At 45.1% G+C, this 21,701-nt stretch carries 19 protein-coding genes; 11 read left to right on the forward strand and 8 right to left on the reverse strand.

What is annotated here, in order from left to right:
- Positions 1-172: 172 nt before the first annotated feature.
- Together M3636_RS15800 and M3636_RS15805 are read right to left on the reverse strand one after the other, a co-directional pair.
- A complete protein-coding gene (locus M3636_RS15800) occupies positions 173-1,618 on the reverse strand; it encodes a DEAD/DEAH box helicase (protein ID WP_251383164.1) in 1,446 nt (481 codons plus the stop codon).
- Between the two features lie 239 nt (positions 1,619-1,857).
- A complete protein-coding gene (locus M3636_RS15805) occupies positions 1,858-4,164 on the reverse strand; it encodes a 5'-nucleotidase C-terminal domain-containing protein (RefSeq protein WP_251383165.1) in 2,307 nt (768 codons plus the stop codon).
- A gap of 249 nt (positions 4,165-4,413) precedes the next feature.
- Between M3636_RS15805 and M3636_RS15810 the strand changes: the two genes are divergently transcribed.
- Positions 4,414-5,376 carry an endo-1,4-beta-xylanase gene (locus tag M3636_RS15810; protein ID WP_128104137.1) on the forward strand — a complete coding sequence of 321 codons (963 nt, stop codon included), beginning with the start codon at positions 4,414-4,416 and terminating at the stop codon, positions 5,374-5,376.
- Between the two features lie 209 nt (positions 5,377-5,585).
- Here M3636_RS15810 and M3636_RS15815 read toward each other — a convergent pair whose 3' ends face one another.
- Positions 5,586-6,917, reverse strand: coding sequence for a glycoside hydrolase family 30 protein (locus tag M3636_RS15815; protein WP_251383166.1), 1,332 nt, complete (start codon positions 6,915-6,917; stop codon positions 5,586-5,588).
- Between the two features lie 124 nt (positions 6,918-7,041).
- Between M3636_RS15815 and M3636_RS15820 the strand changes: the two genes are divergently transcribed.
- Positions 7,042-7,956: an AraC family transcriptional regulator gene (locus M3636_RS15820; RefSeq protein ID WP_251383167.1), complete on the forward strand. Its 915-nt coding sequence runs from the start codon at positions 7,042-7,044 to the stop codon at positions 7,954-7,956.
- Positions 7,957-8,128: 172 nt separating this feature from the next.
- On the opposite strand, the gene M3636_RS15825 is transcribed toward M3636_RS15820, so the two are convergent.
- Positions 8,129-9,637, reverse strand: a complete 1,509-nt coding sequence (locus tag M3636_RS15825; protein ID WP_251383168.1) for a leucine-rich repeat domain-containing protein — start codon at positions 9,635-9,637, stop codon at positions 8,129-8,131.
- Between the two features lie 323 nt (positions 9,638-9,960).
- Between M3636_RS15825 and M3636_RS15830 the strand changes: the two genes are divergently transcribed.
- The 7 genes from M3636_RS15830 to M3636_RS15860 all read left to right on the forward strand — a co-directional run bounded on the left by M3636_RS15830 (position 9,961) and on the right by M3636_RS15860 (position 16,304).
- Positions 9,961-10,866, forward strand: a complete 906-nt coding sequence (locus M3636_RS15830; RefSeq protein ID WP_251383169.1) for a diacylglycerol/lipid kinase family protein — start codon at positions 9,961-9,963, stop codon at positions 10,864-10,866.
- 179 nt (positions 10,867-11,045) lie between these two features.
- The gene (locus M3636_RS15835; RefSeq protein WP_128104132.1) at positions 11,046-11,963 is read left to right on the forward strand and encodes an aldo/keto reductase; all 918 of its coding nucleotides are present in this window, start codon (positions 11,046-11,048) and stop codon (positions 11,961-11,963) included.
- Between the two features lie 312 nt (positions 11,964-12,275).
- Positions 12,276-13,658: a transcriptional regulator gene (locus tag M3636_RS15840; RefSeq protein ID WP_174715321.1), complete on the forward strand. Its 1,383-nt coding sequence runs from the start codon at positions 12,276-12,278 to the stop codon at positions 13,656-13,658.
- Positions 13,659-13,895: 237 nt separating this feature from the next.
- A complete protein-coding gene (locus M3636_RS15845; protein WP_128104131.1) occupies positions 13,896-14,075 on the forward strand; it encodes an aspartyl-phosphate phosphatase Spo0E family protein in 180 nt (59 codons plus the stop codon).
- Positions 14,076-14,353: 278 nt separating this feature from the next.
- Positions 14,354-14,734, forward strand: coding sequence for a GntR family transcriptional regulator (locus M3636_RS15850; RefSeq protein ID WP_128104130.1), 381 nt, complete (start codon positions 14,354-14,356; stop codon positions 14,732-14,734).
- On the forward strand, positions 14,731-15,609 hold the full coding sequence (locus M3636_RS15855; protein ID WP_251383170.1) for an ATP-binding cassette domain-containing protein: 879 nt from the start codon (positions 14,731-14,733) through the stop codon (positions 15,607-15,609). The genes M3636_RS15850 and M3636_RS15855 overlap by 4 nt, the downstream gene beginning before the upstream one ends.
- On the forward strand, positions 15,606-16,304 hold the full coding sequence (locus M3636_RS15860; RefSeq protein ID WP_128104128.1) for a hypothetical protein: 699 nt from the start codon (positions 15,606-15,608) through the stop codon (positions 16,302-16,304). Before M3636_RS15855 ends, M3636_RS15860 begins: the two co-directional genes overlap by 4 nt.
- 126 nt (positions 16,305-16,430) lie before the next feature.
- Here the strand turns inward: M3636_RS15860 and M3636_RS15865 are convergent, their stop codons facing one another.
- The 3 genes from M3636_RS15865 to M3636_RS15875 all read right to left on the reverse strand — a co-directional run bounded on the left by M3636_RS15865 (position 16,431) and on the right by M3636_RS15875 (position 18,935).
- Positions 16,431-16,946 (reverse strand): hypothetical protein, encoded by a 516-nt coding sequence (locus M3636_RS15865; RefSeq protein ID WP_251383171.1) that lies wholly within the window; start codon positions 16,944-16,946, stop codon positions 16,431-16,433.
- 111 nt (positions 16,947-17,057) lie between these two features.
- Complete coding sequence (locus tag M3636_RS15870; protein ID WP_251383172.1) at positions 17,058-17,843, reverse strand: isocitrate lyase/PEP mutase family protein; 786 nt, start codon at positions 17,841-17,843, stop codon at positions 17,058-17,060.
- Positions 17,844-17,882: 39 nt separating this feature from the next.
- The gene (locus M3636_RS15875) at positions 17,883-18,935 is read right to left on the reverse strand and encodes a bifunctional transcriptional activator/DNA repair enzyme AdaA (RefSeq protein ID WP_251383173.1); all 1,053 of its coding nucleotides are present in this window, start codon (positions 18,933-18,935) and stop codon (positions 17,883-17,885) included.
- Positions 18,936-19,383: 448 nt separating this feature from the next.
- Between M3636_RS15875 and yneA the strand changes: the two genes are divergently transcribed.
- Together yneA and M3636_RS15885 are read left to right on the forward strand one after the other, a co-directional pair.
- Complete coding sequence (gene yneA / locus M3636_RS15880) at positions 19,384-19,767, forward strand: cell division suppressor protein YneA (protein ID WP_128104126.1); 384 nt, start codon at positions 19,384-19,386, stop codon at positions 19,765-19,767.
- Between the two features lie 238 nt (positions 19,768-20,005).
- Positions 20,006-20,584, forward strand: a complete 579-nt coding sequence (locus tag M3636_RS15885; RefSeq protein ID WP_251383174.1) for a hypothetical protein — start codon at positions 20,006-20,008, stop codon at positions 20,582-20,584.
- Positions 20,585-20,758: 174 nt separating this feature from the next.
- Here the strand turns inward: M3636_RS15885 and M3636_RS15890 are convergent, their stop codons facing one another.
- Positions 20,759-21,676 (reverse strand): phosphatidate cytidylyltransferase, encoded by a 918-nt coding sequence (locus M3636_RS15890; protein ID WP_128104124.1) that lies wholly within the window; start codon positions 21,674-21,676, stop codon positions 20,759-20,761.
- Between the last annotated feature and the right edge of the window lie 25 nt (positions 21,677-21,701).

A 21,701-nucleotide genomic window follows, 5' to 3' on the forward strand; every position in this document is an offset into this window, starting at 1 on the left:
GTGAACAATACATCCATTGATGAACAAAGCGGCCTTTTATCTAGAACGAGCAGGCAGAGCGGGTATAGATGGGCCAATACACAACAATAGGGATAGCAGGCTTGGTGTCAAGCGCGCTATCCCTATGTGAATTCATATCTATTCTATAGGCCGTTTAATGATTTTGGTTTTATTACTTCTTCCCCTTACGAACCTTGAGCTGCATCTTTTTGATCGTTGTATTTTGCATCATTTCAAGCACAAGTGGCCCTTTACCGTTCAGAATCTCCACATCGGTTACGTTATCCTGAATGGTAATGATGCCAATATCGTCTGCGCCCACGCCTTCAAGCTTGGCGATGGTTCCAACGAAGTCGACAGCACGAAGTTTCTTCTTCTTGCCTCCATTGAAGTTCAGTTTCATAATCTGCTGATTCAATTGTTCGCGCTTGTCCTTTTTGCGCTCAGGTACAATCTTAAGCCGCTTCTCGAACTCTTCTCTGCGGCGATCCACAGCATCTTCGGAAGGGGCCTTGATCACAGGAATCTCGAATCCGATGTAGGATTCAATCTCAGCGAGGCGTCTGCCATCCTTCGGCGTGATGAAGGTAAAGGCTTTACCCGTCTGACCTGCACGCCCAGTACGGCCTGTACGGTGAACATAGCTTTCCTTTTCAAGCGGAATATCGTAGTTGATTACATGTGTGATATTGGTAATGTCGATCCCCCGAGCAGCTACATCCGTCGCAACTAAATAACGGAATTGTCCACGTCGGAAGGCATTCATGACCTCAATTCGCTCATCCTGCTCCATGCCGCCATGGATGCGATCTGCTGGATAGTCGAGATCAGCCATCACGCGGAACAGCTTGTCTACATTCTCCTGCGTGCGGCAGAATACGATACAGCTCTCCGGGTTCTCCACGATGAACAAGTCTTGTAGCAGCGCCGTTTTGTTCACTTCAGAAGTATGAATAACGGCATGTTCAATCGTGGCAGTTGTCAGTCCGCTTGCCTTGATCTCGATCTCCACCGGACCCTTCATGTATTTACGGGATAGATTGGCTACATCTTCCGGGAAGGTTGCGGAGAAGAGCATCGTTACACGCTCCCGTGGCAGCGCCTGAATAATAGCTCCCACCGTCTCAATGAAGCCCATATTCAGCATCTCATCAGCTTCATCAATGACCAGATAGGCGATTCGATCCAGTGGCAGCGTTCCGCGTTCGATATGATCCAATACCCGTCCTGGTGTGCCGACAGCAACATGAGTCCGTTGTTTTAACTCGGCCTTCTGGATATGGAAAGGGGACTGTCCGTATAGTGCCGTTGCTTTGATGCGTTTGAAACGGCCGATGTTGGTGATGTCTTCGGTAACCTGCAAAGCCAACTCGCGGGTAGGGGTTAGAATTAACGCTTGCGGTTTATTCTCGTTCCAATCCACCTGTTCGCAGAGCGGAATGCCGTATGCAGCTGTTTTGCCACTACCTGTCTGGGATTTGACGACCAGATCTTTATTCTCTAGGGCGACTGGAATGACTTTGGACTGAACCTCAGTTGCTGTCTCATAGCCCAGGCTATCCAGTGCTCGTACAATTTCTTCTCCAAGCTGAAACTCACTAAATTGTTGCTTGCTCATGATTAACCTCTTTTGCATTAGTTTTGAATACTACGTATTAGCATTACACCGTACTATTTGCGTATACCTTCTCATTATACTCGATATGTTGGATAGTTAACGGAATATTTGATGTAATTCAGATGTAATCGTTAAAAATTAAACGAAAGAAGACCCCCTGCTCAGGCAGAGGATCTCCTTAGATGTACAAGACTATATCTGTAGTGACACATCAGGAAACTGTCACCACGACCTTACGATTACTTCACTATACTTACATACTTGCCGTATACATAAACGACACGTCCATTCAGTTTCACTTTCAACCAGCCATATTTCTCTGTGCTAATTACTTCAAGAATGGTTCCTTTAGGTACAGCCGTGACGATCTTGGCTTGGGATGAAGCACCAGCGCGAACATTCAGATAAGCGGCGGTTACTTTGGCTTGCTTAACCTTGTTGTCTTTTACCGTGTCTGGTTTCGTTGAGCCTGGTGTAGTCGCAGGTTTGCCTGGTTTAGCTGGTTCTGGTGTTGGCTTTGGTTTCGTTGGTGTAACAGGCTTCTCAGGTGCAGGTGTAGTTGTAGTTGTATCCTCACCGTTTCCTGCTGCCGCTTTACGAGCTGCGTTCAACTTCTGATAGAACTCACCTTTGGTTGTTACACCTGAGAATTGTGCTGCATCTACGTTTGCTTTGGCAGATAGGGCATCAATCTCTTCTTGCGTCACAGCATCCAGAATGTTAATGGAGGCAATGTTGGTGTATTTTCCATCTTCTGTGTTAGGCACAGACATTACGCCCTCATTGATAAGCTCTACAACATCTGCACGTGCTGGTGCAGTGAGGTCAACACCAGTGATTGTCCAGTTATGCTGAATCTTCGGTTCGTAAACACCGTTCATGACATCTTTCAGGTAGGCAATAGACAGGTTACGGATAGTACCTTGAATCTCACCGTATGCCGAAGCATCCTTCGATGACCAGAGTTGCTTGAACGTACGTCCTTCCAGTGCCCCTCCCTTCGCAATTAACGCTTCCATCCGGTAAGCATTCATGCCGAGCTTGAGCGCATCTTGTTCTTTGATTGCTTCACCATTGCTGTATTTGAGGTTCGTAATCCGGCTACCATATGGCTTGGTGAGATCAATCTCATAGGTTACGCCGCCGAAGAAATCATTCGTACTGTACTTGGAAGCACGGCGCTTCGGATCAAAGCTAATCGTTACATCCCCTGGGCGCGTCGAGTTAAAGTACCCTACAGACCACTCCATGTAATCCTTCAGATCACGTCCCGTTACTTCATACACAGTGACTTCACCGAAGGTGTATTGATAGTTGAAGGCGATGTCTTTTTTCTTGATCGGGCCAATATCTAGCTTGGCTTTGTCGTTATCAATCTGGTGTGCGACCACATCGGCATCGCTGTAATGAATCATAACTTCGGTGAAGAAGTCGGATAGAGGGGTCTCCTGAATCTGCACAGCAGGAATGCCTTTGATCTCATCGGCAGGTACCAGGTTGGTTCCTTTCAATTCAGCGACTTCGATGTTAGCATCTGCACGAGCGAACTCGTGGAACGGGTGCAGTGTCTCTTCAAGTCCTGCATCGGATACCTCATAGGTACCATCTGCTGCTTTTACAGCCAGTGCTTGAGCCTCTTTGCTTTTCAAAACTACGTTGTCGCCGTCTTTCTCAAAAGTCAGGTCGATTCGTGAGATATGGGATCCGTATTTGTTCGGTTCGGAGATCAATACGCCGTTTACCGTTTGTGATTCAATTAAAGTATGCATGTGCCCGGCAAAAATAGCTGCCAGCTCGGGGTTCGCATTCGCGATATCGGTTACCCCGGTTCCCGGATTGCCGTTCTCGTTGTCGAGACCCATATGCATAAGTCCAACCATGACATCTACTTTGCCTTTAAGCTCAGCAATGGCCTTTTTGGTCTCTTCGACAGGATCTTTAACAATAATGCCATCTAGGTGATCGGTGCCTTTCTCAAACTCAGTAATCATCGGTGTGTTCATTCCAATGACACCGACTTTAATGCCATCCTTCTCAATAATCGTATAGGCAGGCATGTAGCGGTCGCCGTTTTCTTTGAAAATGTTACCTACAAGAGGTTGTCCGTTGAATTGGGAAGAAATCTTCTCCAACACATCCAGACCAAAGTTGAATTCATGATTGCCCATGACCCATGCGTCATATTTCATCTCGTTCATTGCAACCATCATGGGAGATTGCGGTTGATCGTTGAAGAGCTCAGCCGAGTTATCCTGAATCATATCTCCTGCATCTAGCAGAATCGTATTAGGATTCTCAGCTCGTACTTTTTTAACGATGGTATAGAGCTGTGTCATGCTCCCTGTTGGATTTGGACCGTCCAGAGCGTAGTCCCATGGCATGAAACGCCCATGAATATCGGATGTGCCGAGCAACGTAATTTTGGTTTCTTTTGCTGATTCGGCTGCTTCAGCCGGGGCTGAAGTGAATGGAGCGAACAAAATGGAGGTACATAAGAGGAAGGATAAAGACCATCCGGCGAAACCTTTCGTTGAAAATTTGCGCATGTTGTAATCTCCCTTGTTATCTAGTGTATGTAAAGATATGTGTCATTTTATACTAGATAAACATTAAGGGAATGTAAACCCGTATGTAACAATTATGTTCGATTTGGGATAAGTGAGCCTGATCACCGTTAGTGGTAAACGATATACTTTTTGAAGTAAATAGTATAGTTTATAGGTGTTTTGAACCAAATTTATCCAGTAAGATGATTTTGTAAGCGCTTAACATTAAATAAACCAAGGAGGAATAACATGTTTAAATCCAAGTGGTTCAAGACAGTGGGCACGCTCGCATTAGTAGGTGTGTTGGCTACGTCCGTAGCGGTCGGTAGTGTGAGTGCTGGTCTGGCAAAAGGAAGTAAGTTTCTTGGAAACATTATCGCAAGCAGCATTCCCTCCAACTTCAGCCCTTACTGGAATCAGGTGACACCCGAAAATTCTACTAAATGGGGTGCTGTAGAGGGAACTCGTAATTCAATGAACTGGTCTCAGGCAGATATGGCTTATAACTACGCGAATAACAATGGCTTCCCATTCAAATTCCATACGCTCGTCTGGGGGAGTCAGGAGCCTGGCTGGGTTAGTGGTCTCTCGGCCGCCGATCAGAGAGCCGAAGTTCTCCAATGGATCAAGGCAGCGGGTCAACGTTATTCCAAAGCCGCTTTTGTGGACGTGGTGAATGAACCGTTACATGCGAAGCCTTCGTATCGCAACGCGATTGGTGGGGATGGAGCTACCGGGTGGGATTGGGTGATCTGGTCGTTCGAGCAGGCGAGACAAGCCTTCCCTAATTCCAAGCTGCTCATCAACGAATATGGCATCATTAATGATCCGAACAAAGCAGACCAATATATTCAGATTATCAACCTTTTGAAAAATAGAGGACTGATCGATGGCATCGGTATTCAAGGGCATTATTTCAATATGGATACGGTATCGACTAGCACCATGACAACTGTTCTGAACAAGCTAGCGGCAACAGGGTTGCCAATTTATGTGTCTGAGCTGGATATGACGGGTGACGACAACACGCAATTGCAACGCTATCAGCAGAAATTCCCGATCCTCTGGAAGCATTCAGGCGTGAAGGGTATTACGCTGTGGGGATATAATCAAGGACAGACGTGGGTAAACGGATCTCACTTGGTGAATAGCAATGGTACGGAGCGCCCGGCTTTGCAGTGGTTGAGAAACTACCTGGCGAATAACCCTTAAGCCATCGTATGGATAAGGCCTAATTTTATTGAATCGATCTACTACCTCTAAGACAACGTAAAGATTGCCCAAAGGTGATTCAGATACCAAGGGAGAAGGAGCCTTATCTTGATTCCACAAGATGAAGGCTCCAATTCGTTTATCTTATATATTTATGAGAGTGTTCAGCTTTTGAAGTGTCCAACGATTATCGATTACTCGATTAATGGTTACCCAATCACAATGCTATTGAAGGAGTCAGCTTCCAGCTCAAACGTTAGTGTCTGTTCTTCATAGGCAAGATGAAGCTCACGCTTATCCTTGAAGGGATTGTTGATGACAATGACTAGACGACCATCCTCATTGCGGAAAGCGACGGCTTTACCAGCCCAAGCTCCAGACAATCCTAGTCTCCGGGCACCTGGTGCCACTTGATGAGCAAAATGCTTCATTACATAGTACTCCGGATTGCGAGTGAGTTCCTTCAGTTCCGGATTCACTGTAATCATGGAGTTCTGCTCCCATCCCCAAGTGCTGCGGCCCTTCGGTTCAAGCACCATATTCCAGTAGATGTATGCGTTCACCCCGTTGCTGAAATAATGCTGGTATAGATTGAATACATATTTCGCATAGTTCCAGGAGTTGTTCCCGTCACCACACTCATTCTCGGTCTGCATATAACGAAGCTCGGGATAGCTTGCGACGGTACGTTGAATCGCATTTTTACCAGCCCATTGGTATCCGATACCCTTAATATAGGCGTATGCTTTAGGGTCGCTGAGAACAAGCCCGGCATATTCGTCGAAATCATTCGTTTTCTTCTTCATCAATTCTTCCCATGGATCGGGTGCGTTGATCGTGCCTAACCAGATTTCCGTATCCAAGCCGTGTTTGTCAAAAGCAGGGCCAAGATAATCAGCGATAAATTCACGAAGCTGCTCGCCTGTCCACATGCAGGAAGGGAATTTCTGATCCGCAATGACCTCATTCTGAACATGAACCTGATGAATCGTAATACCCGCCTCTTGGTAAGCCTGTACGAATTTTACGAAATACAGAGCATAGGCTTCCAGAATCTCCTTCTCCCAGCGCAGTGTGCCATAGTTATACGCTTTGGGTGTCTTCATCCAGGTTGGCGGACTCCAAGGGGAGGCGAAGAGTTGTAAGTTCGGATTATACGTCAGGGCTTCCTTGATGTACGGAATGAGATATTTGAAGTCACGTTCAATCGAAAAATGCTCCATTGCCACGTCCCCATCAACCTCGTTGTGGCTATACCATTGCTCTGCATAATCACTTGCCCCAATCGGGAGTCGGCAGATGTTGAATTTATGTTCACCTTCGGGGTGGAAAAGGGAATGAAATACTTCACGCCGCTGTTCATCATCCAGGTGGGATAGGGCAATATAACCCAGTTCATTGAAACATCCACCGAATCCCTCCACAAGCTGGTGCTCAGCACCACTCAGTGTTAAGTTAGCGCTTTCTTTTGACGGTATAAAAGAGATCTCTCTCCATGCTGTATCAGGTGTTGTGGAGTATCCTTGTATCGTTAGTGACATCTAATTTTCCTCCTCGCCTAAACCTCGGTTATGGTGTACAGTACAGTCAGTATAACAAGTCTTCTACGAAATGAAGATACACTGATCCGCGTAAAATTTGCCCTAATCCAAGGTGGTGGAATTCATGATTATTCCAGAACAATATCGTTCCTATTTATCGAGAGAGAGTCGCTGGCTACCCGCTACCGATTGGAATGTGAAGCTATTTGGTGCGCATATGCAGCAGGTGAAGCAAGGCTGGCGTGTACCGACGGAATCTCATCTGGCTTTTGAGTTGATTCTTATTCTGGAAGGGGTGCAGACGACGAGTATGGAGAATATCCATTACGAGCTGCATCAAGGGGATATTCTGCTTATTCCACCAGGCTGTAGACATACGAATGAATGTAACCAGGAACAAGGATTAACCTACTTTATTGCTCATTTCAATGTGGACGAGGTGTTATTTCGGCAGGAGATGAGTCAGCATGTACAATGGTTATTTCCAAATGGTAGCGAAGATAATCAGCGCATTAAGGACATCATGCTGAAGTGGGTAGAGCTACTTAACCGCAACGAAGAATATACAACGCCCGATCTGTTTCGTATGCAGGCAGGCTTGCTAGAGATTCTGGCGGTCTTAGCAGAGCGAAGCTCTTCACGTGCCAAGGAGGCTGTCTCTCCGACGGTAGCTCACTATGCGAAGCTGATTGCCGAAGCGATTAAAAGCCAGTTTAATGTGGATCACATTCGGGATGGTGGATTAGGGGAAAAGGTTATTCGAATTGAAGAAATTGCATCCTCACTGCAGATCAGTACAGGGTACGCGCTGGAGACGTTTCAGAAGGTGTACGGTATCTCTCCGCGTAAGTATTTGTCTGAACTGAAGCTTCATGAAGCCAAGCAGCTCATTCATCAGCCCGACCTGAGTCTGACTCGGATCGCCACGATGCTGGGATATTCTTCTCTTGCTCATTTCAGTCGGCAATTCAGACGTTGGACAGGCATGAGTCCGAGTGAGTATAGACAGACCGTTGGAGGAATTCATTTTTTTGAATAATTGAAAAAGGCCTTCCCTGTATAGTTCATACGAGCGAACGGTACTGAGGGACAGCCTTTTAGAGATCTTCAAAAAATACGCTTTTGATAACGAAGGATGCTTGGCGGCATCTCCGCGTCGAATTTGGTATTTAGCCAAAATATCATATATATGAGTGCATTTAAGGGTGAGACTATTCTCTAATCAATGGTTGCTTATTCTGGAAGATCAGGATCGTTTTGCTGCTGGCGATGTAGCCGACGGTCGTATCCAGTTGCTCAGAGATAAACCGCACAGGCACGAAGGCTTTTCCGTTTCTCATTAACAGAGGTGCATCATTCATCATTAGTTGATCATTGACTCGCACCTGCTTGTTGTCAGCATTCCAGTGAATGGTCTGATCGTTCTGCGTAATCGTAACCTCATGCGCTGCCGCATTCCAGTCCACATGGGCGTTTAACTGCTCGGAGATAAAGCGCAAAGGAACATAAGTCCGACCTTCATCAATAAAAGGTGCCGCATCCAGGGCATATGCCCGATCCCCCACATAAGCTGTCGTAGAACCTTCAACCAAGCGTTGGAAGCTGCCCTGAGGGGTCCGTTTCTGCTCCCGTACATTCATCTGGTTCAGCAAGCGCATCGTGTTACTGCCACTCGTCACGTCCAAATAGTTATTCTGTACCGTTAGCCCTCCGAGTTCACTCTCATTGATCGACGTCTGCATGTTCGCACCAAAAGATACCGAAGCCGTGATATCCGTGATGGTGTTCGTAGCATCTCCGCGAGTAAACGAAAGCCCTGCGATTGGGCTTAGATCCCACACCCGATTATTAGCTAGTTGAAGAGACTTGAGCTGCGTCAATGACGCTAGCGGTTCTAGGTCATAGATTTGATTCGATTCAGCGTTCAACTCGGTTAGATGGCGCATACCTGCAATAGCATGCAGATGCTGGATCTGGTTGCCGCTAATATCGAGCGTCCGAAGCCCTGTCATATGTTCAATAGGCGTTAGGTCTGAAATTTCATTTCCCGCCACATTGAGTTTGCGGAGGGTGTCAGGCAGATCAGCGAGATCGTCCAGATGCTGAATTCGATTGTTCGCTACATTTAACTGCTGCAGCTTGGTGGAATGTGCAAGTGGAGAGATGTCCGTAATCTTATTGTTGGCCAGCTCAACCCAAGTTAGATCAGCCAGATCCGTCAGCGGCGTAATATCTGTAAGCTGGTTACCGCTAGCAAAAAACGTATGTAGCCGGGTGAATTGATCAATAACATCAATAGAAGAAATTGAATTATTGCTAACCAAGAGTCGTCCGAGATCTTTCAGATGAGCAAGTGCATCAATAGATGTAATGTAATTGTTCCGTACATCAATTTCCCGAAGTTGGGTCAGATGTGTTAGTGGTGTCAGCGATTCAATCTCGTTGCCGTACAGTCGGAGATGTGTCAGGTTAGACGCTTGTTCAAGTCCGGCTAGACTTTGAATGCCCGCATTGCTCAGATCTACGACGGTGAGTTGCTGCAGATCAGATACAGTCAGCGGAGCATCCAGCGGTTTGTTCAAAATAAGCTTCAAGCCATCCTCCAGTGCAGGATCTTCGATGAGTCTGTCACCCGATACGCCGGTTGGGTAAGCCAAAGCTTGCCCGGCTGAGCCAATACTTAGGATAAATAGTAGAACGAGTAGAGCCACTCTTCTCATTACAACGATTCCCTCCGATTCTATGAATTGATGATGCGCCATTCGTTTGCACAACTTCTATGTAGTTCGAGCCTTATCGTCATGGTATAGAAAGATCAGGATGCACACATCCCTAGTTATTAACCCATCATATGAAAAAAGGAACACCCTATTCAGAATAAGCCAATAACTCTAGTTCTATTTTATATGAATAAACCGTACACTGCACACTTCTGAGCATCTTTGCGCCAAAAAATTTAAATGCCTTCTTCTATTGTAATTCAATGCACGTTAAGAAGGGGTATAGATAGGTAAATACGCCATTTGGAGGAGAAGGTGCGAGTATGCGTCAAGCCATGATTATCAGTAATCCATCGTCCGGTAAAGAACAGGCTCAGCAGTATGTATCCCAGGTCAAAAGAATTTTGGCATCACAGCAGTATGAGGTTGTTGTCAACGAAACGGCTCAAGAAGGAGATGCGACCAACTTCTGTCTAGATGCATGTAAAAACAGATGTGATCTCGTTATTTCAATTGGAGGGGATGGAACGCTGCATGAGACGATTAACGGCATGATGGATCAGGATCACCGTCCTACGCTTGGCATCGTGCCCTTGGGTACGGTCAATGATTTTGCGCGAGCACTTCATATCCCTCTTGATCCGGAAGAAGCTATTCGCGGGCTGAGTTCCAATCATGTGCGTGCGGTGGATGTCGGGAATATGAATGGGCGTCTGTTTGCTAATGTTGTAGCAGCAGGTTCGCTAGCCGAAGCGTTGTCCTCTGTTTCATCCGAAGAAAAATCAAAGCTGGGTTCATTTGCCTACCTGAAGGAAGGGCTGAAGGACTTGGTGAATACGCCTGCGAACCGGCTCACCATTGAACATGACGGTCAGATCTGGGAGGGTGACTCTCCCTTATTCCTCGCTGCGTTAACGAATTCCGTGGGTGGGTTTGAGAAGCTGTCTCCAGATGCGGTGGTGGATGATGGCGTCATTCATTGTTTTGTGATTAGGAACATGAACATATTTAACACGCTGACTTTGGGGACATCCTTATTGTTCGGTAGCCTGAAAGACCATAAAGACGTGGAGTATTTTACTGCAAAAGACGTGCGTGTGACATCCAATGAACCGATTGGAACCAATGTGGATGGAGAGGAAGGGCCGCCGCTGCCAATCCAGATTCAAGTTCTTCCTCAGTATATGAAGGTGATTGTTCCAGAAGAAGTACAAGCTGATGAAGATTAGGATTAACCGCGGAGTGCTTCATGTTTGTCACAAACGGTCATTTTTCCATAGAAGAATTCTAAAAACCCATTGAAACCGATTGCAGATGTATGTCACAATCATAGACGGAAGACAAGTACCATCGACGATGATTGTAGCACTACAACTAAACACATATCCGAATATGGAGGGGAATCATCTTGAGAACAATTAAACTTGGCAGTAGCTCGCTGGAGGTACCGGTTGTAGCGGTTGGCTGCATGCGGATTAATACATTGGACGGTAAGGAAGCGGAGCATTTTGTTCGTTCTGCAATGGAGATTGGAGCGAATTTCTTCGATCACGCCGACATTTATGGAACAGGGAAATGTGAGGAGATCTTTGCGGATGCTGTGCAGATGAGCCCTCAAGTTCGGGAGAACATCATTCTGCAATCCAAATGCGGGATTCGCAAGGGGATGTTTGATTTCTCGAAAGAGCACATTTTGAATTCAGTCGATGGTATTTTGCAGCGTCTGAAAACGGACTATCTGGATGTATTGTTGTTGCACCGTCCAGATACGCTTGTTGAGCCGGAAGAGGTGGCAGAAGCCTTTGACCTGTTGGAGCGCGAAGGTAAAGTTCGTCACTTCGGGGTATCTAACCAGAATCCAAACCAGATTGAATTGCTCAAAAAGTATGTTAAACAGCCACTGGTCGCGAATCAGCTCCAGATGAGTATCACGAATACAACGATGATTGACAGTGGAATCAATGTTAACATGGAGAACGAAGCTGCAATTAACCGTGATGGCAGTATCTTGGATTATTGCCGTCTGCATGATATCACGATTCAGCCATGGTCTCCTTTCCAATATGGATTCTTCGAAGGGGTGTTCTTGGGTAGCGACAAGTTCCCTGAGTTGAATGCGAAGATCGACGAGATTGCAGCGAAGTATGAAGTGAGCAACACAACGATTGCAATCGCTTGGTTGCTCCGTCATCCAGCACAGATGCAACCTGTGACAGGCACAATGAATATTGAGCGTCTGCAAGACTGTGTTAAAGCGTCGGATGTACATCTTACTCGTCAAGAGTGGTACGACATCTATCGTGCTGCTGGGAATGTATTGCCATAAGTCTAGCAACGTAGAAATAATAATCTCTTAGAGATAGTCATGAGAACACGGGTGGATCTTCGCTCGTGTTTTTATGCTGTTTTGAAACTAGTGGAAACGATGGCTTTAGTATAAAAGAGAAGAAATCGTGAGACATAAATAAAAAGGATTAAATTGTAATTAATACAAATTAGTTCAAATTATTTTATTGACCCATACTTAATAAATACATATAATTATTTTAAAAATATCGTCAAACTGGAATTCTTTTCATTAAAGGGATGAAGTGGATTCATTCGTTTATGTTTTTTTATTTTGGAGGGTGGTGTTCGTTTGCAGTCCACAACCACGATACGTGATCATTTGGAGAGTTATCTCAAGCGTGAGCAGATGTCGATTAGCTTCTTTTCAGACACGTCAGGCATTAATTCAGGTACGCTAAGTAACATTCTTAATAAAAATCGCCCGATTGCTATGCAGCAATTGGATCGAATTACTGCGGCTATGAGATTAGGAGAAGGTCATTTCTATGAACTATACATAGATGAGTGTTTTGTGCATGCGACTCCTGACTGGCGGAGACTAGGGCCATTCCTCCATCGATGTGCCGATTTGGGCAAATTAAATTGTATTGAAGAGGTTATCCGTTTAATGATGGATAATCTATCCTATATTCCCTTGTTGTTTGAAGTGGCAGAAGAATTCTATCGTGATGGCAAATTCGAACCCGCGATCCTTTTATACGAAACGATTGCCGAGAGTGAGAAAATGCAGCACTCGGAGCGGTTAGCTTTATGCCAATACCGACTGTTCAAGCTTGGTCTCTCTAAGGATCAGCAACGGAATCTGATCATTGCAGCACAGTTTGAATACTATGTAGATCGTCTGGATGAACGTTATCAGTTGGATGCCTTGAATGAGCTTATTAATGCGTTCGGTGCACTACACCGTTGGAACAAGGTACAAGAGCTATCAGAGAAGTTAAGGGTAAAAGCAACGATTCATTATGAATTGAATGGTAGGAAGAAACCAGAAGAGACCAAGCGTCCTATCATATTTTATATCTTATATTCATATCTAGCGGCAGGTAGTGCCTGTTATCATCTCAAAGATTACGATCAGGCGCTTGAGTACGTGTCGCTCTACGCGGTAAATAATTGGGTAAAAGAGTGCAACGACGAGGAAGCATTAGTCATCACTCAGTTTCAGGAATGGGCTGAGGCGAACCGCTATATTTATCGTTTGATGGCAGGGCAATTTGAAGTATTGCCTGATTATTTGAATTATATATCAACGCGAGAGAATGAGATATTTCCAGCGCTGTGTGATATCGTAAAAGCAGCCAATCGATATAACGGAAATATCGATTTTGTGTTAGAACAGTACGAATCCTACTTCACATACCAGGAACAGAGCAATCGAATAGGAAAGGTCAGCAAACAAGTTACTGATGATCGATATGTACGTCTTTTAGCTGATTTGGGAGCATATTATCTGAAGAGAGATGAGTTTCAAAAAGGGCTTGATTTTGTCATAAATAGTCTGAAATTTTCACTTGAAATTTGTAGTGGTCGGGCTATGCTTAGAGGTGTCGGGCTGTTTGAGCAATACAGGGATTTTGCGACAGACACCGCTAAACAGCAGTACAAAATTATAATTAGTGAGGTGCAGAAACTCAATGAAGAGAACGTTGGCTTTGCTGATAGCCACATGTAGCATTTGGGTAAGTATCGTAATTCCTGCTCCTGAGCCTGCCTCTGGAAACGAAGCTCCAAGCCCTTCAATAGCGAGACCTGCTGATCATGGATTTGGTACTTAGAACATAACAGAATTGGAAGATGCCTCTGAAGCCTATTCAGGGGTTTTTTAGTTTGGAAAAATTAGTAATGTCATATGACTATAGTCCTACCGATTGACATAATCAGCTAAAATATGACAAAAGGAGGGGACACTATGGAACATACTGCGTTGATCGTCCAGATTGAATCGGCTAGGGAGTTGCTGTACACGATTGAGATGAAATATGGGAATTTGCTGCACCCTGAAGTTATCCAGCAGTCCGTAGTGTTAGACGGTTTAATTAACCAATTCAATCAGGCTAAGCGGAAAGCGCCCTTAAGATCGGGAATGTGATTTAACTTGGCTAGCTTAGCAACGGGCTAAGCTAGAGCTAAACTCTGGGGTTGATCTAAGCGAAGCAGTTTAAGTTTGGAAAAAATAATGGTGGGTAGGCATTTGACTATTTACTTTGCTGCCCTCGTGTACTATAGTTAGTTACATGAGTAACTAACCGACTAACCGACTTAGTGATGAAGAAAGAACAGTGTAAATAAGCACGGGGCTAAACTGTAAGCTATTGAGGCACGTATGATGACATACGAATCACTATTATGTAAGAAAGTTGGGAACAGATGAAATCAACTTTAGATGAATCCCAGCCTATTTTTCATCAGATCGCCATGATGATCATGGATGATATTGTGGAAGGCAGACTGAAAGTGGAAGAGCAGGTTCCTTCTACGAATGAATTGTCTCGCTTTTACAATATTAATCCAGCTACGGCGCGAAAGGGGCTGCAGGAGTTGGTAGACAAAGGCATCATTTATAAACAGCGAGGTGTAGGAATGTTTGTTGCTAAGGGAGCCAAGGAAGCATTGCTTGTTGAACGGAAGCAGCATTTTTACGAAGAATATATCAAGCCTTTACTTGAGGAAGCCAGACGCATTCGTATGGATGAGGACATGATTATTGATCTAATCCGTGGCAAGAAGGATAAGGAGAGTGAAGTATGATTCATATGGAGCAGGTAAGTTACAGCTATCAGAAGAACAAAGCCCCTATTATGAACAACGTTACCTTGCATGAGAGTGAACCTGTAATCGGGGCGATCTGGGGAAGGAATGGGGCTGGCAAAACTACACTGATGAGCCTGCTTGCAGGACACAACCGTCCTGACAGTGGAACCATTCAGATTATGGATCAGAATCCATACAATAATTTGTCTGCTCAGGGGCATTTGTGCTATATCCAGGAGAATCATCCACTCGGCAAAAACTGGAATATAAATGATCTGGTCACCATCGGATCACATTTCCATTCACAGTGGAATCACCAGCTTGCCAAGCGGCTCATTGATGTATTCGAGTTACCGTCCAAACAGAAAATTAGTAAATTTTCGAAGGGCATGAAGACAGCGGCTCAAATTATTCTAGGATTGTGCAGTAACGCAAGTGTAACGATTATGGATGAGCCGACTAATGGACTCGATGCGGAGAAACGAAAGCTTTTCTATGAAGCATTATTGGAAACGTATGAAGATAACCCTCGTCTGATTCTAATATCAACGCACCATATTGAAGAGGTACAGCCTTTGTGTGAAACTCTGATTGTGGTACATCAAGGAAAGGTGTTATACCATCATCCTATGGAAGAGATACGCGAGCGCGGGGTTCTTCTAACAGGGTTAATTCAAGATATAGAAATAGCTTCTCAAGGTGCTGATATTATCGATTCTGCCCGGATGGGTACAACTAGCAAAGTGATGATTGATGACGTGTATTCAAAGGAATGGATAGCCAAGGCTCAGCATCATGGGCTTTCCATTGAAAAAGCAGCACTTCAGGATTATCTGGTAAATGTAACCCGGAAGGAGGAGGCGAGGGTATGAATGCAGTAAAAGGAACCAATCGGCTGATTTTGGACGATATGCGTTTATATTTGATCATTTTTACTTCCATTGCTCTTGGACTGACAGTAGTTTATACCGCGATTGGCTTACTGTTTGATGTCAGTTATTCCTCGCAGTTATTCGGACCGATGTATGGAGGAATCTGTACTTTTGCTGTTGCGGGTCTGATCACGATCTACCCGATAGCCATTGGTATGGGCAGTACACGAATTCAATTTATGAAATCATTCTACATGATGGGACTCTGTATGGTTGCTGGCACGATGGTCATTCTGCATTTGATCTATCTGGTCGTTCATTGGCTGAATGTAGGCGGATGGCTACAAGTCACGTTGTACCAGCCAGGCATGCTATACTCTTCGAAGTATCTTGTGTTGCCTTATTTCTGGATTGACTTGATGCTTGGGCTTTGGGTACTTGGTCTTTCCGTCTTCCTGACAGTCTGCTGGATTCGACTGGGAATGCGTAACTTCCTGATTATGCTCTTTGGCTTGGGTCTAGTGTTGTCACTGGTCATTGCATTTGCAGATATGGGGCAACTGACGCTTTGGATCGCCAGACTAAACAGAATGGTGTCTTTTACTGTGCTGGGTTTGATCGGCGGAGTGCTGCTACTGTCCACGTATCCCATGATGAAACATGCGCCGCTTGTACGAAAAGGCAGCAAAGACTAAGGATAGAACCGGTCGAAGGTCTAACGGAGTCTATTTTTTAAGTAGAAACAGATGATATGAAAAAACACGAGGGAGCATAAGCTCGCCTCGTGTCTTCTGTATGTTCAAACGTTTGCTGTATTCAATTTAAGCCTGGGCTTGCGGTCTGAATCCTTCCTCCTGAAGGTATTCGCCAGCCTCACTGCGTGATTCATAAGCCATCTCTAGATCATGACCAGCATACACACACCACATGTCATTATCATATTTTAACGTGAGCGTTTGTCCTTCTTCATTGATCCAGACTCCGCCGCCCGAAGACAGTGTAACTGGAACAGATTCTTTTGATACGGGTGCGTGCTCAACGACTTCAACTGCGTCTGGATTATAGGACATCGCTTGGATCGTTGCATCTAGCAATGTGCGCAGATCGGCTTCAGAGTAATCACGAATATTAACGAACCCTTTGGCATCCGTCTCGTAGTTCGGCAGCAGCCCTGCGTAGATATAACCATTACCGTTCGGGTGAATATGGAGTGCTACAATTTTCTTCTCATAGGCGCTGTCCTCATAGTGGAAATTCACACGCCCTAGAGAAACATTTTTGCGCTGCAGCTGAGGGTACGATTCCAGAATTTCGAGCTTTTGTTCAACGTTAAGCATATATGCCTCCTGTTACTGTTAGGTAGTGGGATTATACCACAGGTGGAGGCTGGAAACACCCTCTGTCCATGAGGGATAGCGTGGTACGAACACACCTCTTCATCAAGATCATTATGATCCCATTAGAATACGTTGCCCGAGCCCTTTCAGATGTTCCATGACTTGCAGATAAGGATACGGTCCATAGCTGATCCGTGCTACACCCAGTGCAGCCAGTTGTTTGGCTGAAGGCTCAGGCGATGTTACCATCACGTTGACGGGAAGTGGCGACTGGTCACACAGTTCTTGAATCCATTGTGAATGTTGTAAACCTGGAACGAATAGACCGCTAGCCCCTGCTTCTGCGTAAGCCTTGGATCGTGTGATGGCTTCGCCCAGTAACGCTTCATTATGCTGCTCAGGAACCTGTTGCAAGAATAAATCTGTGCGTGCATTGATAAAAAGGGGAATGCCTGCCTGCTCCGCAGCTTCTCGGGCGGCGGATAACCTCAAGCACTGTTCTGGGATGCTGTACAAACCCGCCCCATTAGGAAGCTGATCCTCGATATTAATGCCTACCGCACCATGCTCAATAATTTGCAATACATTTTGCTTCACTTCTGACACAGACCTGCCATACCCTCCCTCTATATCGATGGTTACAGGCAAATCTACGATCTTGGTAATCCGTGATAGGTTAGCAAGCACCAGCTGGAACGGCAGAGCTTCTCCATCCTGCTCACCGTGGGCTGTGGCAACAGACCAGCTTCCGGTAGCAATAGCCATGGCTCCTGTAGACTGAATGGTCTGTGCACTTCCAGCATCCCATACATTCACCAGTACGAGTGGTTTCCCCTTCACATGATATTGATGAAATTGTTCAGCTTTTTCTCCCATCGTACGCTTGTTGGCGTTCATCTCAGTTCACTCCTTTATAAATAAATGCGATGCTGTTTCTCACTGTAACGCCCCCTGTTTCTCGTGTTGAAGCAGCCAGTTTTTGCGAGTAATTCCCCCACCGTATCCGCCAAGCTCACCACTTGTATTAATGACTCGATGACACGGAATGACAATCGCTAGTTGATTGGCTCCATTCGCTTGAGCTACGGCGCGACATGCGGTTGGTTTACCCAGGGCGATTGCGATCTCTTGATAGGAACGTGTTTCCCCTGCTGGAATCAAAGATAACTGCTCCCATACCCTCTTCTGAAATGGTGTTCCTAAATAGAACAACGGTGTGTCGAACGCTGTCAGCGTCCCGTCGAAATATTGTTCAAGTTCTCGTTCTATGGATTGAATGGGCGGCGTCATGCCAGGTACAATTGCTGACTTGGTTCGAATCCGCAGTCGCTCTACCTCGCGCTCAAGCCCTCTACGATCAATAAATTCAAGTAAGTATAGTTGTTTGTCATCAGCTACAGCCATCATGGGGCCAAGGCGGGTGTCAATCCAGGACGCTTTAAGCACCTGTCCTTCATTTACTTGTGTAGGGGCAGCACCCATAATGCGTGAGAATGCATCTCGGAAGCCGCTACTGGACTCATAGCCCGTGGATAGCTGGCTATCAATGACGGTGTGACCTGAACGGATATTTTTTAGCGCAAGTCCCATACGGCGAGCGCGAGCATACTCCACAAAAGTCATGCCAAAGCGCTTCTTGAATTGACGCCGCGCTGTCGATTCATCAATCGACAGGTCTTTGAAATCCTGTTCTTTCCACCGTTTCTCCGGATTATTCTCAACAGCCTCAACCAACAGGCGTACAACGTCAGATACGTGATTGGGATGAGATAGTGGACGACAGCGCTGGCATGGCCGGAATGAAGCGAGTAATGCCTCCTGAGCGGTCTCATAGAACTCGCAATTTTCGAATTTTGGTTTTCGAGCTGGACAAGTTGGGCGGCAGAATACACCTGTCGTTTTGACTCCAACATAGAATAATCCTTCGTACTCTGAGTCTTTGGCAAGAAGGGCTTGGTAATATTGTTCTTTCAGATCATCAGCAATCATGGGTACACGTCCTTACGTTTATGAGAATAGATCATCCACTGCACTCTTCTAGTATAAAAAAATCCAATCTATATTATCGCCGAAAATCAGGCATGAATTTTTTATTTTTTTTAGCTATTTCCGTCGAAATAGTACGTAAATGATAGATTTATGCATGTTTGTAGCGAAATCTGATCGGTTTGTTCAGAATTTGTTTAGAATGTAGTGGTATAATGTACCTACCTACAGGGATTAGTATAGGTCTATGATACCTACTTACAAATATAGGTGAGAGGGAGTACTGACCCTTGAACAAGTGCAAAATAATAAACGGGTTACGCATTTGTAGGCGTGATGACTGAAGACATCGGAGATAGACAAATTGCGCGATTGTTGTTTGAAGGTCCAGGGGGGATCATCATGCGCTCGTTACATATAGGAATAGGAGCCAGGTTCGGAGGTTGACGAAATGATGAGACATTCTACGTATCAGAGCATTTATAAACCGGTGAGTTCAGCATCGGTCCAATGGAGCACGGGTGAGCTTAGAAAAAAAATACTTCAACTTAAGGCGCGACCGTTGTTATTGAAAATTTCCATCATCTCTCTTATTGTGATTATTGGTTGTAGTACGATGCTAACTGCATTTGCAGGTGGTGAGGAAGACCTGCTATCGGGTAGAAAGGTCATTGTTTCCCAAGGGGATACGCTGTGGAATCTTTCCGTAGAGTATAAGCCGCAACAAATGGATACACGGGTATTTGTAGAAGTTTTGAAAAAAATTAATAAGCTTTCTTCTAACTCTATTCAAGCGGGGCAGGTCTTAATTTTGCCTCAATATGATGATAAGTGACCGTATGACGTTGTGTATAGTCCATGTGTGTAGCCGTCCAAATAGTTTGCTACGCAAAAGATAACTCAAACTAAAACGAGCCTAAATATCTTAAATGATATTTAGGTTTTTTTATTTGTATCGATTGAGATTACATAATATGGAGCTTCATGAGGAAGGATATCGTGTATTAGTTATTGAGGGTCGTTCAATAAATTAACATTTTTAGGGACACGTACTTATCAACAGGAGGGATTCAATGATGAAGTTCACATGGATGAAATCGACACGTTGGATATTTGCGTTATTATGCATCATGGTACTAACGAGTGCATGCGGTGCTCGTAATAATAATGAATCTGTACAGGAGCATGCGTATCCAAGATCGAAGGAGCCTATAGCCGAAGCAGGCCCTGATTCTATTCCTAATGCAGACGCGAAGCAGGACAATGGATCGTACACAGCCCAATCTGAATCCTCGGCAAATGCCGGAGATGGAATTGTGATCACCATCGATCAATCGGACAAGCTTACGGAAGCAAAGAGCTTTCGCTACTCGGTGAAGGATGTGCCAGAAGGATATACGTTATCTGAACTGCGGTGGACATCCAATCAGATCACAATCATTAATTCAGTACAAGAAGCAACGGAGCATGAAGCAGACGAGAATCAAGCAGACGGCAAAAAAGAAGGTTTCTACATCAAGGATAATGGTCAGCTCAATGAATTCAAATATACAGATGAAATGAAGGGTGAACGTGGCAAAGTCACGTTGGTGTATACGAATGAAGCTGGCCAAGAGGTTCTGGCGGAGCAGGAAGTTAAGCTGAAGAAATAGACAGTATTTCTGGATTCGCCCGCTTGAAATGGCATGAGCCTAAACGAATGTAATATGCTAAAAATGAAGCACCTCCAAATTCATCAGCCGGTGTTTAGGCCGGTTGGATTAGCTTGGAGGTGTGATTTGTTTTTTTAAAATTAAATGGAGCCTTATATCTAAAATCTAGAATTGTTACATAAAGTCGAAGAAATAACGCACAACATGGAACATCACGGGTGATGTGTAGGTAAGGCTGTCGACCCTGCTTAGGTAGCTTTTTTTGAGTGCGTCAAACTTGTTATCATCCCCAATTAGCAGATCTCGCTTCAATACAGATACGGTCAGACTGCCAAAGAAACCCGCGAGGCTGATTAGTGCTCCGATAAATAAGGCGAATCCTGCATCAAACGGCGTAAGGTACGGATGGATGAAGTAGGAGGCTGCCGTTGTGATGACCAAGGAACAGGCGAATCCTTCCCATGTCAAAAACGGATTGGCCGTAGGCACGACTTTTCGTTTGCCCAGATATAGAGAGACCACATAATGGATGACATCATTAAGCTGAGTTAGCACCACTAAGAACAAGACCAGCTTCGACCCATATTCCGGTGTAGCGAAAGGAAAGTAAGCAAGGTGGCTGAGTCCGAATACCATGAGCATAAGTCCCCACTGCGTGGAACTGACGCTGCGTAGAAAGCCCACCGTTCCCTTGTTAATTAAGCGCGGGAGGGGCAGCACTAAGAAAACATACAGCGGAATGAAAATGATGAACATCCCATACCATCCAATATAGATCCAGTAGAACTGAGCGGGTATCGCGAGATATGCCCATAGGAATAACCTGCGATCAGCTTTGCGTGTACTGCGGATCATGGAGAAGTATTCCTTCAGTGCGAAGAATGCCAGCACCATCAGGGAGAGTAAGGAGACGATGGGGTTAAAAAGTGTAGCCAGGCAGAAGATAACGAGCATGCCCCACCAGGTTTTGATTTTGTTGCCGATGCCCGAATAGTCTTTGTCCGGCTGTAGCTTTGCAATGATTTTGTACACGATATGTATGACGAGTAATGCAGTGAATATTAAGGTTAATGTGAATAATGAACTGCTCACCGAAGGATCACCTGCTTGTCTAAAA

Origin of the sequence: Paenibacillus sp. MER 99-2, from assembly GCF_023714095.1 — a bacterium.
Taxonomy (GTDB): Bacteria; Bacillota; Bacilli; order Paenibacillales; family Paenibacillaceae; genus Paenibacillus.